Origin of the sequence: Massilia sp. 2TAF26, from assembly GCF_052115005.1 — a bacterium.
Classification (GTDB): domain Bacteria; phylum Pseudomonadota; class Gammaproteobacteria; order Burkholderiales; family Burkholderiaceae_D; genus Telluria.
Map to the genome: position 1 here is coordinate 1 of NZ_JBFRFV010000016.1, position 17,328 is coordinate 17,328.

At 53.8% G+C, this 17,328-nt stretch carries 16 protein-coding genes; 6 read left to right on the forward strand and 10 right to left on the reverse strand.

Translation table 11 applies throughout. From position 1 onward, the window contains the following. Nucleotides 1-146 precede the first annotated feature (146 nt). The 3 genes from AB4Z32_RS16820 to AB4Z32_RS16830 all read right to left on the reverse strand — a co-directional run bounded on the left by AB4Z32_RS16820 (nt 147) and on the right by AB4Z32_RS16830 (nt 2,168). Complete coding sequence (locus AB4Z32_RS16820) at nt 147-401, reverse strand: toxin-antitoxin system YwqK family antitoxin (RefSeq protein ID WP_442123118.1); 255 nt, start codon at nt 399-401, stop codon at nt 147-149. Nucleotides 402-590: 189 nt separating this feature from the next. Continuing rightward, nucleotides 591-1,013 carry a hemerythrin domain-containing protein gene (locus AB4Z32_RS16825; RefSeq protein WP_442123004.1) on the reverse strand — a complete coding sequence of 141 codons (423 nt, stop codon included), beginning with the start codon at nt 1,011-1,013 and terminating at the stop codon, nt 591-593. A 117-nt stretch (nt 1,014-1,130) separates the two neighbouring features. Next, a complete protein-coding gene (locus AB4Z32_RS16830) occupies nt 1,131-2,168 on the reverse strand; it encodes a hypothetical protein (protein ID WP_442123005.1) in 1,038 nt (345 codons plus the stop codon). Nucleotides 2,169-2,543: 375 nt separating this feature from the next. On the opposite strand from AB4Z32_RS16830, the gene AB4Z32_RS16835 reads away from it, so the two are divergent. The 5 genes from AB4Z32_RS16835 to AB4Z32_RS16855 all read left to right on the forward strand — a co-directional run bounded on the left by AB4Z32_RS16835 (nt 2,544) and on the right by AB4Z32_RS16855 (nt 7,770). Next, the gene (locus tag AB4Z32_RS16835) at nt 2,544-3,305 is read left to right on the forward strand and encodes a c-type cytochrome (RefSeq protein ID WP_442123006.1); all 762 of its coding nucleotides are present in this window, start codon (nt 2,544-2,546) and stop codon (nt 3,303-3,305) included. A gap of 5 nt (nt 3,306-3,310) precedes the next feature. Next, nucleotides 3,311-4,594: a c-type cytochrome gene (locus tag AB4Z32_RS16840; protein ID WP_442123007.1), complete on the forward strand. Its 1,284-nt coding sequence runs from the start codon at nt 3,311-3,313 to the stop codon at nt 4,592-4,594. Nucleotides 4,595-4,767: 173 nt separating this feature from the next. Continuing rightward, nucleotides 4,768-5,355 (forward strand): cytochrome C oxidase subunit II, encoded by a 588-nt coding sequence (locus AB4Z32_RS16845; RefSeq protein WP_442123008.1) that lies wholly within the window; start codon nt 4,768-4,770, stop codon nt 5,353-5,355. Then, a complete protein-coding gene (locus tag AB4Z32_RS16850; protein ID WP_442123009.1) occupies nt 5,342-6,961 on the forward strand; it encodes a cbb3-type cytochrome c oxidase subunit I in 1,620 nt (539 codons plus the stop codon). Before AB4Z32_RS16845 ends, AB4Z32_RS16850 begins: the two co-directional genes overlap by 14 nt. Then, nucleotides 6,961-7,770 (forward strand): c-type cytochrome, encoded by an 810-nt coding sequence (locus AB4Z32_RS16855; RefSeq protein WP_442123119.1) that lies wholly within the window; start codon nt 6,961-6,963, stop codon nt 7,768-7,770. Before AB4Z32_RS16850 ends, AB4Z32_RS16855 begins: the two co-directional genes overlap by 1 nt. Before the next feature lie 102 nt (nt 7,771-7,872). On the opposite strand, the gene AB4Z32_RS16860 is transcribed toward AB4Z32_RS16855, so the two are convergent. The 6 genes from AB4Z32_RS16860 to AB4Z32_RS16885 form a co-directional block, all read right to left on the reverse strand. Next, nucleotides 7,873-8,451, reverse strand: coding sequence for a TetR/AcrR family transcriptional regulator (locus AB4Z32_RS16860; RefSeq protein ID WP_442123010.1), 579 nt, complete (start codon nt 8,449-8,451; stop codon nt 7,873-7,875). 69 nt (nt 8,452-8,520) lie between these two features. Continuing rightward, a complete protein-coding gene (locus AB4Z32_RS16865; RefSeq protein WP_442123011.1) occupies nt 8,521-10,029 on the reverse strand; it encodes an MFS transporter in 1,509 nt (502 codons plus the stop codon). Nucleotide 10,030: 1 nt separating this feature from the next. Beyond that, nucleotides 10,031-11,224 (reverse strand): HlyD family secretion protein, encoded by a 1,194-nt coding sequence (locus tag AB4Z32_RS16870; protein WP_442123012.1) that lies wholly within the window; start codon nt 11,222-11,224, stop codon nt 10,031-10,033. A gap of 17 nt (nt 11,225-11,241) precedes the next feature. Beyond that, the gene (locus AB4Z32_RS16875) at nt 11,242-12,690 is read right to left on the reverse strand and encodes an efflux transporter outer membrane subunit (RefSeq protein WP_442123013.1); all 1,449 of its coding nucleotides are present in this window, start codon (nt 12,688-12,690) and stop codon (nt 11,242-11,244) included. A 45-nt stretch (nt 12,691-12,735) separates the two neighbouring features. Continuing rightward, the gene (locus AB4Z32_RS16880) at nt 12,736-13,188 is read right to left on the reverse strand and encodes a MarR family winged helix-turn-helix transcriptional regulator (RefSeq protein WP_442123014.1); all 453 of its coding nucleotides are present in this window, start codon (nt 13,186-13,188) and stop codon (nt 12,736-12,738) included. Nucleotides 13,189-13,445: 257 nt separating this feature from the next. After that, entirely contained in the window at nt 13,446-13,829 is a 384-nt protein-coding gene (locus AB4Z32_RS16885; RefSeq protein WP_442123015.1) for a thioredoxin family protein, read from the reverse strand. Between the two features lie 618 nt (nt 13,830-14,447). Between AB4Z32_RS16885 and AB4Z32_RS16890 the strand changes: the two genes are divergently transcribed. Next, nucleotides 14,448-16,022 carry a putative bifunctional diguanylate cyclase/phosphodiesterase gene (locus tag AB4Z32_RS16890; RefSeq protein ID WP_442123016.1) on the forward strand — a complete coding sequence of 525 codons (1,575 nt, stop codon included), beginning with the start codon at nt 14,448-14,450 and terminating at the stop codon, nt 16,020-16,022. A 129-nt stretch (nt 16,023-16,151) separates the two neighbouring features. Here AB4Z32_RS16890 and AB4Z32_RS16895 read toward each other — a convergent pair whose 3' ends face one another. Beyond that, nucleotides 16,152-16,793 (reverse strand): hypothetical protein, encoded by a 642-nt coding sequence (locus tag AB4Z32_RS16895; protein WP_442123017.1) that lies wholly within the window; start codon nt 16,791-16,793, stop codon nt 16,152-16,154. Nucleotides 16,794-17,328 lie beyond the last annotated feature (535 nt).

Sequence of the window (17,328 nt, forward strand, 5' to 3'; positions counted from 1 at the left end):
AGATCTCGGATGACTACACCATCGGCCGCGGCCTGGCGCAGGATCCCAATGATCTGCTCTTCGGTAAAACGTTTCTTCATCTAGCCTCCATGTATAAAAATAACATGAAGACTAACTTTCTGATTGGCTACAAGATTCCGATCAGGTCAATATAGCCACTCGCCAGTGTCGATTCCATCTTTATAGCGACCCTCTGCCGCAAGCTCTCCGCTCTCATGATAGTATCGCCAGAGTCCGTCTTCCAGGCCATTTGCGTAGTTACCTTCCGACGCCAACTGACCATTCCGATGATATGTATAAAAGCGGCCATGGAGCACCCAGCGAGCACCGTCGTTTGTGAGATAACGTTCATAAGTAAACTTATGACCGCCATCTTCGTAGAAAGACTCAGCGAGGTTCATCTGCAAAGTACTTCTCCATACTTTCCTACTAAGCATACGAGTAACCGCATCCTAAAAACACGACGCGCGCTAATTGGCTAGCAAACGCAAAATAATTCGCCCATGCAACGATAAATGGGCTCGACTGAATTTGTGTTGCTAGTACCTATACGCGCGTGCGGCCGCAACATTCTCGCTAAAAAGCTTCGATTATTTAGCGTTTGCGCTTGCCTCAATTGCAGGATAGAACTCGCTATCCTCGCGCTGCATGCGGTCAAAAAGCACACGCAAAACCTGGTTGGCCTCGGCGCGAAAGCGCTCAGGTTCAGCGGCCACCTTAGCGGCAAGGTTCCAATGAGTAGCAAAGTTGAAGAATTCTTCCGAGATACCTTTCATTTCGTATTGATAGCGCTCACCCAAACGCGACAACTTTGCGTCGGAACTATTGGCTACTTCTGGATACAGCACTGAGTCCTCCACCACCAGGTGGAGTTTGATAACGCTACTAATTTTGATAATCATCGAAGCGATTTTTTCTGCGTTCTCGGTGATACCATCTCGCGTCGTTTCACGAAGTCGCGCGATACCATCCAAAATAGCCACATGCTGGCGCTTAAACTTATCGATGTTCATGTTAAATCCATTTCAAGAGAAGCTGCTTAACGATATAAGTCAATATAGTGTTATAGCAGAGTAAATTAAGACAACGCTCCGTGCAGTAGCAGATGAAGCAAATTCAGAGTGCGCTCACTAAGTCGAAACGTGCACGCCGCACATACCTAACATAATCACCAGGGCCACAACGGCGCTAGAAACGATACCGATTACAGCTAGTACATTCGCGCGCTCCGGACGAGCGCCGTGGCTAATAGCGATTAATCTAGCAGCAAGGGTTAAGTGGCTTAAGACTAGAAATACGCCAAGGTAGTAATGTGGAACTAAACGAATGTTCCAGGCGTCGTGTATAAGTCCAGTAGGAGCGCCGGTCGCGAAATCCCAGTCGGTTTTGATTCCCGCGAATTTACGCGCATATATGAACACCGAGTTCATATGACCCAAGACAAAAAATATTAAGTAAGCGCCGGACGCAATTTGCAGACTTCTAAAGAAATCGGCCGGTCGCGCGCTGAGCTTTTGAACGAGTGCAATGCCAGACACGGTTTGAAATAAGAAGAGCACGATAATCGCCGGCTCAACGATATGGCCTCTGTAAATAACGCGAAACAAATCCATTAGATGTCGGTGCTGCTGCTCGCTGAAAATCCCTGCGAGGTGATTCGTTAAGTGCATACCCAGGAATAACACGATGATGAGCAATGCGCTAATACCGTGTGCGACTCGCAGAAGTGGCGAATAGGTCGGCATGTTTGCGACTCGGCTCAACAACACCGGGCGAGACGACTTCATATGGGCTAACCAGCCGGCTGCTGCAGCTAAAATCCAGAATATCAGCCACAACGTAGTGTCAGACAGCGAGCTCCCGAGCATGTACGTCACCACACCATCGGCAACGAAAATTGCTGGACTAGCCACCGTCAGCCAAGAAATTTGTTTTAAGAACACGTCTGCACTTGTTGGCGCAGACTTCTTACCTAAATCCCACGCCACAAGGAAACCATGGACAGGTATGACTAGCGATAGCAGAAACGAAGTTACTGCCACGGTCACGCTGAAACTCAATGCGGCGTGATAGGCCTTTAACAAAAACGGGTAAAAGATAGCTGCAATAGCAGGAGTTGCGTAAGCCCAGTGACTTTGCTCTTTTTGTAAAACCCTAAAGTTCTTCATTTTTCATTCCCAGACAAACGCTACATTCTCTGGGATAACATGTTAGCTGGTGACCGCTAGCCTGGAGGTACCAATCAGAAGGAAATGAAGGTGGCCATTGCTTGAGGCCCTCCAGTAATTAAACAAAAAACAACTGGATGCAAGGTTAGGTGGCACCGCGACTAACTTGGTTGAGTCAGGACACTCGAGTTGGGCTGGGTGGTTAGGACAACAGGGATTTGAACGTGGCGAAAATTTTGTCGACATCTAGGGATGCCGTAGTGCTAATATTTAACGCACTAAACGGCGTACTTACATAACGAATAGTTCCCCAGCAGAAACTTGCAGCTCTGGTGTGCTGGACCACTGTTGGCGATATGACGGAAGGCGCGATTCATGGCTTCTTGTCCGGTTGAGTCTGTTTCATTGCTGAGGCGGTTTGGGACTGCGCTAGCGTGCCTTGTGCTGTGCTTACATGGCGCTGCGGCTTCCGCTCAGTCCACGCAAGGACGTGCCGATGCCATTCCGGCATTCAAAAAACTCTACTCCATTGAAGCGCGAGTGCAAGGCTGCGTTACCTGCCATGGTCAGCAGGGCCAAGGGACTGGAGACGGTTACTTTCCGCGGATAGCGGGTAAGCCTGCTGGTTATCTCTACAATCAGCTTGTTGCCTTTCGAGACGGCACGCGAAGCTACCCGCCCATGAATTATCTGGTTGCGTATCTTCCCGACGCTTACCTGAAGGAGATTGCTGTCCACTTCTCTGAACAGCGCCCCGCCTTCAATCCGCAGCCCCCTACAGCCACAGACCCTTCCCTAGCTGAGCGCGGTCGGGTTCTAGCTACTGCCGGCGACGCATCGAAAGGTGTACCTGCCTGTATCGCATGTCATGGCAAGAACCTGACTGGAATGCAGCCTGGAATCCCAGGATTGGCAGGCCTGCGCCCAGCATATGTGGTTGGGCAGCTCACACGGTGGAGGGTTGGTGAGCGACGCGCCGCTGAGCCTGACTGCATGAAGCGAATCGCTTCACGCCTATCAGACTCGGATATCACTTCGGTCGCTAACTGGCTGGCTCAACAGACCCCTCCAGCCAATGCTTCGCCTGAACCCTCGAATGTAGTCCGAATGCCTCTTGCATGCGGCAGCCAACGATAACCGTTATGCGTACAAGTGCCCGAATCGCTCTTGCAATTATCGCCCTAGGTCTACTGGCGGTAGCCGGTCTATACTTTTTGCACCCAGGCTTTCTCCCTCGCTCGAAGACAGCGGCGCAGGTGGCATCGAATGACATCATCAGTCGAGGTGAATACCTCGCTCGAGCGGGGGACTGCATTGCATGCCATACCGTCCCAAATGGCCCAGTTTTCGCAGGCGGACGGGCGATGGCCACACCATTTGGTAACTTGTATGTACCAAACATTACGCCTGACGATGACACCGGCATCGGCAAATGGAATGCGGATGACTTTTACCGCATGATGCACACGGGCATCTCACGTGACGGTACTCTGCTATACCCAGCAATGCCGTTTGCTTCGTACACGCAAGTCACGCGCGCCGACTCTGACGCCATCTTTGCCTACCTGATGTCGAATGCTCCGGTTAAGCAAAAGAATCGAGAGCACGAGTTGAGATTCCCATACAACAATCGGGAGCTCCTCCTAGGTTGGAGAACGCTTTACTTCAAAGCCGGAGAGTACAAACCTGATAACAGGAAGACAGCCGAGTGGAATCGTGGAGCCTATCTCGTTAAGGGACTAGGCCATTGCGCAATGTGCCATACCGCAGTAAATGCGTTGGGTGGCTCGAGTGAGTCAAAAGCGTTCGAGGGTGGGATGATTCCAAATCAGAACTGGTATGCCCCTTCCCTGACGTCCAACAGGGAAGCTGGTTTGGGAGATTGGAAGCTCCAAGATATCTCTGACCTTCTTCAAGTCGGCGTGTCGCACCGCGGTACGGTCTATGGACCTATGGCAGAGGTCGTCTACAACAGCTTGCAATACCTTACGGACGACGACGCAAAAGCTATGGCAGTGTACTTAAAGGCCTTACCACAGAAGGACAGCGCCCAGCCGCCCACCAGTAAAGCGCGTCTCGTCAGCCCTGAAGTGATGGAAGCCGGCCGGAAGACTTACGCAGCTCAATGCGAGGTATGTCACGGTGCAGAAGGACAAGGGCAAGCTCCTTCATATCCGCCACTGGCGGGTAACCAGTCGATAACTATGGAATCGCCTGTCAACTCGATTCGCATGGTTCTCAACGGGGGCTATTCCCCAGGCACCCGTAAGAACCCACGACCGCACGGTATGCCGCCCTTTTCACACATCCTAAATGACCAAGAAGTTGCGGCCGCAGTGACTTACATTCGGGTGGCATGGGGTAACAGCGGCACACCAGTCAACGCTACCCAGGTGAACGATTTGCGCAAGCTCTTACCGGAATAAGCTATGCAAACATCAGACGACGATGAAGCACCGGAACTCGAAAAACGAATCGATGAGATTGTCGCAAGTGGACCTACTGGAGCCTTTGCAGTAGCTGGAGTCGCGACATTCATCGTCGTCGCAATATTTTACTTGTTCTATGCCTTCGTCTACCTGCCGAGGGGTGCAGTGCAATGACTTCACCACGTCCGACAAGGCAACCCGCGGCCACCCACCACGAATCGGAAAACGTCGCAATTGCGGCAGAGCGTCGCTGGGCAGTTATTGTCGGCCTCATCATTCTTTCGCTTCTCGCGATGATGGTTTTCACTGCTCTGCATTGGGCTGCTATGCCGCCTTCGCGCGTGGAGAGCATCGATGTCAGAAGCGTTCATCTTAAAGGAGAGTTCGTCGAGAGCAATCTAGGCACCGCAGTTGAAAAAGATGGGCGTGTAGTCGTCAGGCTAATCGCCCAGCAGTACTCGTTCTCCCCTCAGTGCCTGGTCGTCCCTGCTGGAACACCAATCACGTTTCGTGGAACCAGTACAGACGCGATACATGGGTTCGTAGTTGGCCGAACCAACGCTAACACTATGCTCATTCCCGGCTTTGTCTCAACGTTCACCACTACGTTCCCCAAGGTGGGTGAGCAGCTAATGCCCTGTCACGAATACTGCGGTATTGGACACGAAGCTATGTGGGCTCGGGTTCAGGTTATTTCCCAAGAAGAGTTTGCAGCGAAGACGAAAATGTCCGGGAGGCTGAACTGTGTTCCACGCTAGAAAACTCGTTCTCGCCCACTTCTGGGTCGCGTTTGTGGCATTTTTTGCTGCAATCCTGCTGGGCGAATGGCAGATGTACATTCGCAGCCCACTACATGCCTGGGTCAACAACCCCGAACACTACTACCGGTCCGTGACTGCGCATGGAACAGTTATGGGCTATGTGCTCCCTACCCTGGTTGCCATGGGATTTGGTTACGCAATCACAGAGATAACTCTCAAACGACCATTGCTTGGGCTGAGGTGGGCGTGGGCGGGGTTTTGGCTCGTGATTGTCGGAACGGTTGTCGCCGCGGCGACAACCGCAACTGGTAAATCGTCGGTGCTGTACACGTTTTACCCGCCGATGATTGCTAGCCCGTTTTACTACCTCGGCATTGTCCTAGTCGTTGTCGGTTCCTGGATTTGGGTCGCATTGATGTCGCTGAACCTTCGCGCATGGAAGAAGGCTAATCCCGGTAGTACGGTACCGCTTGCGATGTATGGCAATGTCGCTGGAGCGTACCTCTGGGCTTGGACTTCCGTAGGCGCCGCAAGCGAAATCATCGTGCTCATCCTGCCAGCGTCGTTCGGGCTAACGGACACCATCAACGCGGGTCTAGCACGGGTGTTGTTCTCCTGGACGCTACACGCCATCGTCTACTTCTGGCTCATGCCTGCGTACATCGTCTTCTATACGATGTTCCCACGCGCTATCGGTGGACGGCTCTACAGCGACACAATGGGTCGTGTCGCCTTCGCGCTGTTTTTGGTCTTCTCCATGCCCATCGGCATTCACCACCTCTTCGCGGACCCTCAAGTTGGCTCTGGTTTCAAGTTCGTACATGCCGCGATGACCGCGATGGTCTCGGTACCGACACTGCTGACCGTCTTCACTATTGTCGCCTCAGCAGAGGTCGTCGGCCGTCTCCGCGGTGGCCGCGGTCCATTTGGTTGGGTGAAGTCCCTGCCCTGGTCCAATCCAATGATGCTTGCTGTGACCTATGCGTTTGTGATGCTTGGCTTCGGTGGAGCTGGTGGCCTGATAAACATGAGCTACCAACTGAACGAGACAGTCCACAACACACAGTGGGTCACCGGACACTTCCACCTGATTTTTGCCGGCGCCATCGTCATCATGTACTTTATGGCGGCTTATGAGCTCTGGCCCCAGCTTCGTAACTGCGCCCCCTTGTCTGCAAACCTCATTCGGACGCAGCTCACACTTTGGTTCGTCGGCATGATGGTTTTAACGATGCCCTGGCACCTCGTGGGCCTCCTCGGAGCGCCGCGACGAATGGCATACTACGACTACACAAATCCAGCCCTTCACTCGCAAGCCATCACGGTGACTATCTCGACAATCGGTGGCCTGTTACTCGTAATATCGGCAGCGCTGTTTCTATACGTTCTAGCTTCCGCGAAGAAGCAATCCGAGCCAGCAGCGCCCTACTTCTTTAGTAAAGCTGTGCACCCAGGCGCTAGGGTTCCTGCCGCTCTGAACAGCCTGGGCTTGTGGGCGGCAATGATGATTGCACTTACGGTCGTCAACTACGGCTACCCAATCGCCCAACTGGCCGCCACTCCGAACGCGTATGTGCCCGTCATCCCGATTGGAGCACGATGATGGCTAAACCAAATGCCGATGAGCACAGCGGCCGCTTCGCACGGATAAGCATCGTAGCGCTGATAGCACTGACGGTTATCTCTTTGCTCGTAGCATTTCTTTGGCTACCCTCCGTCCACGCAGACTTTCGGGCGGCCGGGGTCTGGGACAGCATATGTCGAGCTGCCGGTGTTCCCAGCACGTGGGGTGGTCAAAACGATGAGCGTTCTAGCCCGGTAGTAGCTACGAACGTAGTGCTTCTACCAGCGATGGCTAAACGCGCGCCATCTGACTCTATAGGGCGCGGCGCGACGCTGGCGCTGAATTGCACGATGTGTCATGGGGCACAAGGCATGAGTAGGTCAGATGCGCCGAACCTTGCAGGTCAATATCCCGAGGTCATCGTCAAGCAGCTGACAGACTACAAGAACGGCAAACGCGCTAGCTCAATCATGATGGCGCTGTCTCAGAACCTTTCAGACCAAAACATGAGAGACCTTGCCGCGTACTACGCCAGCCTACCAAAGGCGCGGACGGCACCAACCACGTACGACGAGACACTACCTGCGCTAGTGAGAGTTGGTGACCCCATGAGGAACATTGCCCCGTGCATCTCGTGTCATGGCGGTGTAGACCAAAAAATTGGTGCGCCGTGGCTTGAAGGTATGCCCAAGCAATATCTGACTCAGCAGCTCACCCTTTTTAAGCAGGGCGAACGTAGAAACGATGGCGAACTTCAAATGCGTAACGTTGCTCGCCTGATGACTGCAGAAGAAATTGAATCCGTTGCGACCTTCTATGCTCGCAAGGGCTTGCCTCGCCGAGAGTAACGGGACCTTCGCCATACGTGTTCACACGTAAGCCTACAAGTTCTGCCGTAGGGATACATCAATGTCCTCGCGGTGCGGGCGCTACACCAGGACGCAAGCGTATCAGTTCTGCCTGTTGTCGCCCCTGCTGGCCAATGCCAAGAATTTACTAGCTGGGCGTTCGGTGCTTAGCTGTGTGGTCCCGCATGAGACGCTCTCGCCACACATCATGTAACGCTTCAGCTGCGGTCCAGCTACCACTGCCACAAACAGGTCGGTAAGGTCGTCGACCGAAACATCCGCGCTCAGAACACCCACTTGTTGCGCATGTCGTAGTTCAACTCGAAGCAAGTCGATGAACTGTCCGGGCCCTGCTGCGTAGCACTCTTGCGAAAGCAAATGGTGGCCGGTAGAGATGACGATGACCTGTAGCTTAAGAAACGCCTCGTCTTGGGCGCGGCTCACTAAGTGCCCAGCAAGTACATGTAATCTGCTCTCACAGTCTTGAGGTAGAGCTAACGCTGAAATCTGCTTGGCATGACGAGTCGCCTCGAGTGCTACTAGGGCTCTGACGACACCAATTTTTCCACCAAAGCTTGAGTAAATTGTTCTTACGGCCGCTTTTGCCTCCGTCGCGATGGCGGCTAGGCTGACCTCATGAAATCCTGAGGCGCAGAACAATCGAAAAGCGGTCGCGAGCATCTCTTCGTCGCGCTCCGCGACTTCAGAATTGCGGCGCCGCCCTCGCCCTCGCCTAATTTCCATTTCTTCTTACCTGAAGGTTCGCTGAGCCATCATCACGACTGCAGATATCGCAGCCAGAATCATGAGCAGCGAGAAGTAGTCCAACCCAGCCAGCAAGGTCGCTTGCTGAGACAGCTGTTGTCCCAATTGTGCCATCGCTTGTTGCGGTCCGAAGTTCGCGCTCAGCTGGTCACGAAGTGCCGAGAAGATGGCATCGCCGTTGCTGAAGCGTTCTGTCAGCACGTTGTAGTGCTCACTTACACGCCACTGCATGCCAACTGTGGAGCCTGCAATTCCAAGCGCGATGCCGAACTGAGACATCATGTTTTTAATCATCTGCCCATGATTGAAGCCCACGGCGTGCTTCTGCAGCTCAGTGAAGGTATGGATAGCGGTCGTGGCGAGTACAAGAATCAGGAACACACCAAAGGCTGCAATGGCCGGAAGCACGTCTGTAATCAGGTCAGCGTTCAGGTTAAGCCGCGAAAGCTGCCAAGCAAAGTAAAATAACGACGCGAAACCGACGACGTAGAACTTGCGTGGGCTCGGCGACTTCTTAAGGATGAGGACCATCGCTACGAACGCAATCAACGAAGACAGCAGGCCCAAAGTCTGAATTTCGCCGACTGCAACCCATGGGGCACCGAGAGCACGCTGCAGAAGAACCGGGAGCATTGTGTTGTTTGCGCCCAGGATAACGTAGCAGAAGGCGAACAGGCCCAGGCCAGCGAGGTAACGTGTGTGAAGCAGGCTGCGGATTGCCAGCAGCGGACGCCCATGGCGGGACTGGTGCCAAATCACGACCGCCAGACCGACCACGCTGACGAGGAGACACAGGAAGAGCGGAGTCGCGTTTTCGTAGAAATCGAAGGCTGCCCGCTGCAGACCATAGAGACCAAAGAGGCTGGCGCACAGAATCGACACCGTAAGCCAGGCACTGTTCTGCGTGCGAGCGTCATCGCTCACCAAGTCATTGGGAAGTGCACGTTGAGACAACAAAGCTGCACCGACGGCCAACATCGCCGGCACTACAAAAATTAGAGACCACTTGTCAGCGTCCACGCTAACCGAAGCCAGCCAGGGCGCGAATGCGTTGCCCAACGCAAGTGCGCTACCAAATGCGCCAATACCCTTCATACGCTCTGGGCTCGGGGGGATGAGGTTGATGAGCAGTCGTGCGGCCGTCATGAAACCTGCGCCGCCAAGCGCCATTACAAAGCGTCCCAAAAGGAACTGTGTGAACGACGTACTCGTCGCGCAGATTAAGCCGCCCGTTACGAACAAAGCTGCTGACAACTGAACATACAGGCGCCATCCGAGACGCTCAACTAACCAGTGCTGTGCGGCGATGGCGGTAATTGCCACTGCAGCATACAGCACGGTCGCCAGCACGAAGTCGTCAGGCGACGCGCTAATTTGCCCCATGATTGCGCTCGCACCGAAAGCAATCATGCCCGACTGGAGGAACTCAGTCGCATTGAGCAAAAAGACGATACCGAGCAGCGTACGTTGATGCGGATGGCGCAGGCTTTGCATGTCAGTTCCCCTTGGCCAGTTGAACCGTACGTTGACCAGTAATTGTGTTTTCAGCGATGACCCTCTGCACGAGTTCGTCAACTTGGGCGAGCTCGGTGCTAAAGACATCCGTGCTGTAGTGCGTCCGATTTTGCTGGCTCGTTACTGGCACCTCTGCATTGCGGCGAGTCGTATCAACGCTCACTTGCATGGAAAGGCCGAGCTTCAGGGGATGTGCGGCCAGTTCGGCGGGTGCGATAGCCACGCGTACCGGGACACGTTGCACGACCTTAATCCAATTGCCGCTCGCGTTCTGAGCGGGCAACAGGGAGAAAGCACTGCCTGTTCCCGCATCTTGGCCAACGACGGTGCCATGGTAGCTAACGTCTTTCCCGTACACGTCAGCAGTCAGGACGACTGGCTGTCCCACACGCACGTGGCGCAGCTGGGATTCTTTGAAGTTTGCATTAACCCACATCTGGTCCGACGGAACGATAGACATCAGCGGGCTTGCGGGGCTCACGCGTTGGCCAAGCTGGACGTTGCGTTTGCTGACTACGCCGCTAACAGGTGCTCGAACGACAGTCCGGGCATTCGCAAGGTAAGCGTCGCGCAGTTGAGAGATAGCGGCTTGAACGTCCGGGTGATTGGCGACGTCTGTTTTGTCCACAAGTGAGCGTGCGCTGTTCTGCTGCTCGCGAGCGACGACAAGTGCAGCGCGAGCCGCTTTCACCGCGTCCTCGGCGTGGGTCACGTCTTCGCCGGAAACCGCGCCGCTAGAAATCAACTGACGACGGCGCGCCAGGTCAGCTTCGACCTTTGCCAGGTCGCTTTCGCGGAGCGTCACATTGGCACCTGCTTGCGTCGCATTCGAGAACTGAGCACGGACTTGTCGCACGACGTGAGCCAGCTGAGCCTGTGCACGACCCAAGGCCAGTTTGGTATCGACATCGTTAAACTGGACAAGTACTTGGCCAGCCTGAACGTAGTCAGTGTTGTCCGCATTGATAGCGACGACACTGCCGCTGAGCTGGGGAGTAACTTGGACGATATTGCCGTCGACGTACGCGTCTTGAGTAGACTCGCCATTAGTGTCGACATAGTGCAGGGTTGCAGCGGTAGCAGCTGCTGCAAGCGCGACGAGAATGGCGGCCACAATAATCTTCTTGCCGTGAGATTTAGATGCTTCGGCCGGGGTGTTAGCTGACGTGGTCATGTTGGGTACCTTACGGATTACGAGTTGGTAGGATTCGGAGCAACGGGGACTTGGTATCCACCGCCGAGGGCACGCACCAGGTTGATATCAAGGTCAAAGGCACGAGCATCAAATTCGATAGATGCGCGGGAGATAGTCAGGACTTGGATTTCAGTACTCAAGACCTGGAGATAGTTCCCAAGTCCCGCGCGGTATCTCTGGACCGATAGCTCGTGAGCTTGTTGAGCGGACTGCAGAGCTTGCGCCTGCAATGCTGCGCGCTCGTTCAATGCCTTAATCGACGTGAGCTGGCTGACGACGTCTCGTACTGCATCGACCAGCGTAGAGTTGTACTGCTCAACGGCCGCGTCGTACTCGGCATCACGAGCTGCCAGGTTGCCGCGAAGACGACCACCATCAAAAATTGGGAGACTCAGAGCTCCGCTAGCGCTAGTAACACGACTCCCGGCGGTCAAAAGACGGTCGAAGCCAAGGCTTTGCAGACCAACCAGCGCCCCCAGGTTGAACGAGGGCAGGAACTGTGCTTTGGCGACTTTGATGTCGTTCGATGCCGCCTCGACTCTCCAACGCTGAGCCACCACGTCAGGGCGACGAGCAATCAGTTCGCTCGGCAGCTCAGAAGGAATTGCCGGCACTGCGGACTTATGCATGGTCGGCCGCGTGACAGCATCGCCGCGGTCAGGTCCGGCGCCAAGTAAGGCAGCAAGCTGATAGCGCGCCAGCGCAATCGCTTCTTTCGTCGCGGCAACCTGCTCACGAGCCAACGGAACTGCAAGTTCTGCTTGCTTCATGTCTACAACAGAATCCAGGTGAGCTTGAACACGCTCAGTGGTCAGGCGCAGCAAATGCTCTCGTTGCGCAACGACAGCCTCAGCCAGGTCAAGCTGTGCGTAGGACTGGGAAAGGCGCAGGTAAGCTTGGGTGATGGCGACGGCCAACATCAAGCGTGCTGCTTCGGCCTCTACTTCCGCGGCGTGCTGGCGACCAATCGCTGCAGCTAATCCAGACTCGTTTTTGCCCCAGAAATCGAGCTCGTAAGACAAGTTGACGGTTGCATCGTTACTCCAGAACCAGTTGCCGGCTAAGGGCTTAGGAACATTACTGTTCGCGCTAAAGAGTTGACGATTGGTGCGAGCGCCGCCCGAAACCTGAGGAGAAAGGTTCGACTCTGCGATGGCGCCAGCAGCAGCTGCTTGGCGGACACGTGCGTTCGCAACACGAAGGCCCGGGTTCGATGCCATCGCTTCTTCGATTAACGAGTTCAGCTGAGCGTCGCCGTAGCGGGTGTACCAGTCACGTGCAGGCCAAGCCGCTGCAGTCACTACTGCACCCGACGTTGCTTTGCTTGCAGTGAGGCTTGCACCGTTGCTAAGCGATGCCTGAGGTTTCAGGCCGCCATCGCTGGCGCAACCAGTCAAGAATGCTAACGAAACAATGGCCGTCATCGCTGAAATCGAATGCTTCACAATGTTCTCCTTACTTGCCTAGGCAAGCATTTCTATAAAAAAAATCTATTTGCGTGCGTTTGAAATAACGCGCTGAAGGAAAAACTGCAGCTGCGCCGTCTCAACGTCAGAAAAGCCATCGAGCATTTTGCGGTTGACCTTGCTTACGACCGCCATGATTTGCGGATACAACTCAGTCCCTTGCTCAGTCAGCTCAAGGTTGATGATTCGACGGTCGACTTGTGAGGGTACGCGACGAATTAGGCCCTTCTGCTCAACACGGTCGATTAGACGCTTCATAGCACCAGGGTCGTAGTCGAAGAACCTAGCAAACTCAGTCAAGGTACTGGCACGCTCGTGAGCGATTCCAATAACAATCTTGAACTGCGCAGAAGTGATGTCTAACGGTGCCAGTTCCTTCTCAATCTCAGAAAAATTCGCATTCCGCGTTTCGTTGAGCAAGAAGCCCAACAGCCCCCCGGCCATGCTGCTCCACTCAAAAACCTGTTTGGTATTCATAATTTTCCTCAGTCAGTAAGGCCATTCTATTGCCTAGGCAAAGAAAGTCAAGGACTATCATCGTGTTGAGGACTGGCCCCTCGAAATTGCTCAAATTGGCTCCGCCGTAACCTAGATGGCCTGTCAATGCGTGCGGCAACTGTTCAGCCAGGTACAGAGCGCTGCAGGAAACCGCGGTACTAGACCGCGGGCACAATACTGAGCTACCGACTGAATGACGACGCTCTTAGGTATGCTCTAATAGCAATGTCCGTTCTCTAGAGGGATTTCTTGAAGATTGCTTCGACTCCCTCAGGAGTTGCATCGCTCTCGCTCCTGGCAACCTCCCTCCCGCCTTTAAAGGCAATCAACGTACCCTGCATAGTCGCCTTTAACTTAGCCACTACCGGCTTTTGCGTATCGAAGTTGACGGTGAGTAGCGTCACATCTTTGTACTTCGGCGACTTGAGAAGACTCTCTTGTATCGGTTTCTGCATGGTCGAGGTCAAGCACCAAGTTGCAAAAATGTTCACAACAACTGGCTTCCCCGCTTTGGCCAACTTATCAAACGCCTGCTGGGTGTATGGGACAGTTTGGCCTGCATGCGCCATAGTAGTGAGCACTGCGAGAACGATTCCTGAAGCAATGGTGCGAAATTTCATAAAGCCTTCAATTGTTGAGTTCCAAATCACTAGCCCGAAAGTGGTAAAGCTTCGATGACCGCCCTGGCCTAGAGTCCAATGATGCGTGCGAGCTCAATTTCTACAGTTCAAAACCAACGCACGCATTGATGTATTATATATACATCTTTAACATCATGCTTGCCGCCGGGCATTTGTTGACTGATGGTTTACCGCACTTGCTGGCACCCACAGATTCGCTTCTAACTAAACCATTTCTCCTACTACAAATAAGACTACTCCGGCCCTGTAAGAGGTAGTAATATCGTCAATACAAGTGACGAACTACCGACTGCCTTGCTCATACCATTAGTAAGCGAGCGTGTCGCTAGTCGAGCAGATGTTCACTTTGCGAATATACCGGCGCTCCATGTGAGGTTGACGATGAAATGCAGAGAGTCCCTTCCGACACCTAAGCCTGAAGTTAGTGCTTCTTGGCCAGGCGATTCGCTTCTTCAAATCAGCCCTGAGATAACGCTTCGACAAGCCAATCTCCTTACTGAGTTCGGTAGCTGGACATTTTCGCCGGCGACTGGGATGGTATCGGTGACACCTAGGGCTCTGAGCATCCTTGGGGAGTCGAAAGCAAATCCCTTCTGCGTGACTGAGCTGCTTAGAGCTGTAAGCCGAAAGGAACGTCGAGAGCTTTTCCTGGCATATCGCCGGCTAGTTGCCCGTGAGTCCAGTAGTGAGGTACTGGACTTTGCCTTGCCGCTGGAGGAGTCCGACGTACGACATCTACGGATTGCGTTTGAACTGCGTAGTGAGGCAGAAGAAACGCCTGACGAGGTCATTGGGTTAGTTCAAAGCACATCGGAAATTCACTCGCTAACCCAACAGTTAGAGCAGCTGAGCTACTACGACAGCGTTACCTCTCTCCCTAATCGAAAGCGGTTCGACGATATCTTCGCTGGACGGCTAGACGAGCGTAAGGCAACGGGCGCTGAGTTAGCATTCCTAATTGTCGACCTTACACGCTTTAGAGAGGTGAACTTCGCGTTGACCCACGTTGTAGGTGACGAGCTTCTCCGAATGGTGGGACAGCGAATTCGCGCGGTCCTGCACGACCGCGACGAGGTTGCCAGGGTGGGCACACGCTTTCCCGTACTTCTTCAAGATGCAAATGTTGCAAGGGCCGCTCAGTGTGCGCACGCAATTTGCGCTGCACTTGAAGTACCGTTCCAGCTCGGAGGCATCACATACGAAATTGGCGCTCACATTGGCATCTCTCACTGCCCTAGCGACGATACAACCTACCCCGGACTACTTCGCAAGGCTGATATAGCTGTCGAGCAGGCCGCCCATAGAGGTCAGTCAGTGGCGACGTACGATGCCAAAATTGACAGACATACGCCTTATCGATTGGGCCTGATAGGAGACTTCCGCCACGCTGCAAAAAACGGTGAAATCCGACTCTACTGTCAGCCTAAAATCGAAATGCGAACTCGGACCGTCATTGGGGCGGAGGTGCTAGCTAGATGGGTTCACCCGACGAAAGGTCTTATCGCACCTGATGAGTTCGTCGAGCTGATTGAAGGTACCGAGCTTATACATGTGCTGACCAATTACATGCTCGCCGGCGCCGCGCAGTGCGCGTTGCGCTGGGAGCCGCTCGGAATTACTGTGCCTTTAGCTGTTAATTTGTCGACCCAGGACGTAGCTACCCCTGCCCTCGCCCAGTACCTCGCAGACTTATTGAAAACAACGAAAATCGACCCTCGTCTCCTCGAGCTCGAAGTGACTGAGCGAAGTCTGATGCGGAATCCTACCGGCAGCATCGAAGAGTTGAACCGCCTCCGAGAAATGGGATTTCGACTCTCGATTGATGACTTTGGAACTGGCTACTCATCATTGAATTATCTGACACAGCTACCTGTCGACGTCATCAAAATTGACCATAGCTTCACCATGAAGATGGTTCACGACAAGCGTTCCGCGACCATTGTACGTTCTACTATCCACATGGCTCATGACTTAGGCATGACGGTAGTGGCTGAGGGAACCGCGGACGTCGATATATGGAACGCTCTGGAGGCACTGGATTGCGACGAAGCGCAAGGCTACTACATCGCGAGACCGATGCCGATTGAAGACTTCTCAACCTGGTTACAGAGCGTCAGCAAGTCGTATCAGTACGCCTCATCCAGGCAGCAGGTAGCTAATCACGCTCGGTAGCCAACAGGCTATGAGCGAATCGAGTCACTAGTCGTATGACTGGTGACTCGGTTCGCTCATATATTCATTCGGCGCATTAGCCTGCTTCCCTCATCAGGTCATGCGCTTGACGACAAGGCCCTTAGGCATTTAGGAGGACTGCGCCGCTTTGCTGAGCTTCCGCTTTTTTATGCTCTTTGTTGGAGTGGCCGGTTTCGTTATTGCTTGGGTCACGGGCTCTTGTGCCACAATGGCCGCCAACTCTGTATCCATCGCACCAATCCAGCCTTCATACGCCGGGCCGGCGTAGATGCGCTTCGCCTCAGTGATGATGTGTTTGGCATAAGGGTAGCACTTGCGAGACCTGTAAGCTTTCGCTACCTCTAGCAGCCCGTCCAGCGTTACCTTGTTCAGCTCATCCAAGACATCCATTGCCGCTTCGCGGTCCGCAGCGTCTTGGGCAGAAACCGACATCTGCATGTACTGCCGAGCGACGTCGTCGACGGATTGGAGCGTTGACAACGTTCCTGCCATCGTACGGTCGTCACATTTAGCGCTCCCGACAGTGAAATTCGCTGCCGCTGTCTGAACATAAGTGTAAGCCTGCTGAGCGCTAGCTAACGCGGCATCGGCTTTTCTATCCTCTTCTTCTGTCGAGAAACCGCTGTCACTGTCAGGTTCGGCAACTGGCATAGATGGCGTTACCGGTGCCCTATACACCGAATACGGCGTTGGTGTAGCACAGGCGCCGAGCAATAACGTAACTGTAGCGATTAAAGCAAGGTTTTTCATTCTCCGTCCCGCGGTTTAGTACCGGCGACTCCCGTATGAGGATTGATATTGCCCCTCGTGCTGAAGTTGTTATTGCGGGTGCTGTCAGGATTCGTTGCGAAGTAAGGCTGTACGAACTGACCGTCTCTACGGTAATAGCCGCTTACAAGGTGCTCACTGGTTGAAGTTGGCCTGGAAGAACGGCTCTTAGCATACCGTGACAGGTGGGTTGCCTTGAAGCCGCTGTTGATGTGGGAACCACTACGCTTACCTCCGCCGTAGTGACTTGCCCGCCCAGTTTTCCCAGACGCTTTGCCATAACTGGTGTGTCCAGAGTGCGTGCCATGCCCTCCTCCATGCCCACCTCCTGGCCCAGCGTGAGCCGATGTGCTGACTAGTACTGTTACCAGGCCAACCCCAATTAATTGCAACAAAGCCTTAGCGGTCTTCATCCTCTTCCCCCAGTTCAATGCAGTTTAATTCCTATGAGAAACATGAGAATAATACATGAAAGAATTGCAACATTCAATGTTGAAGTTACTAGGGAGAAGAAGTC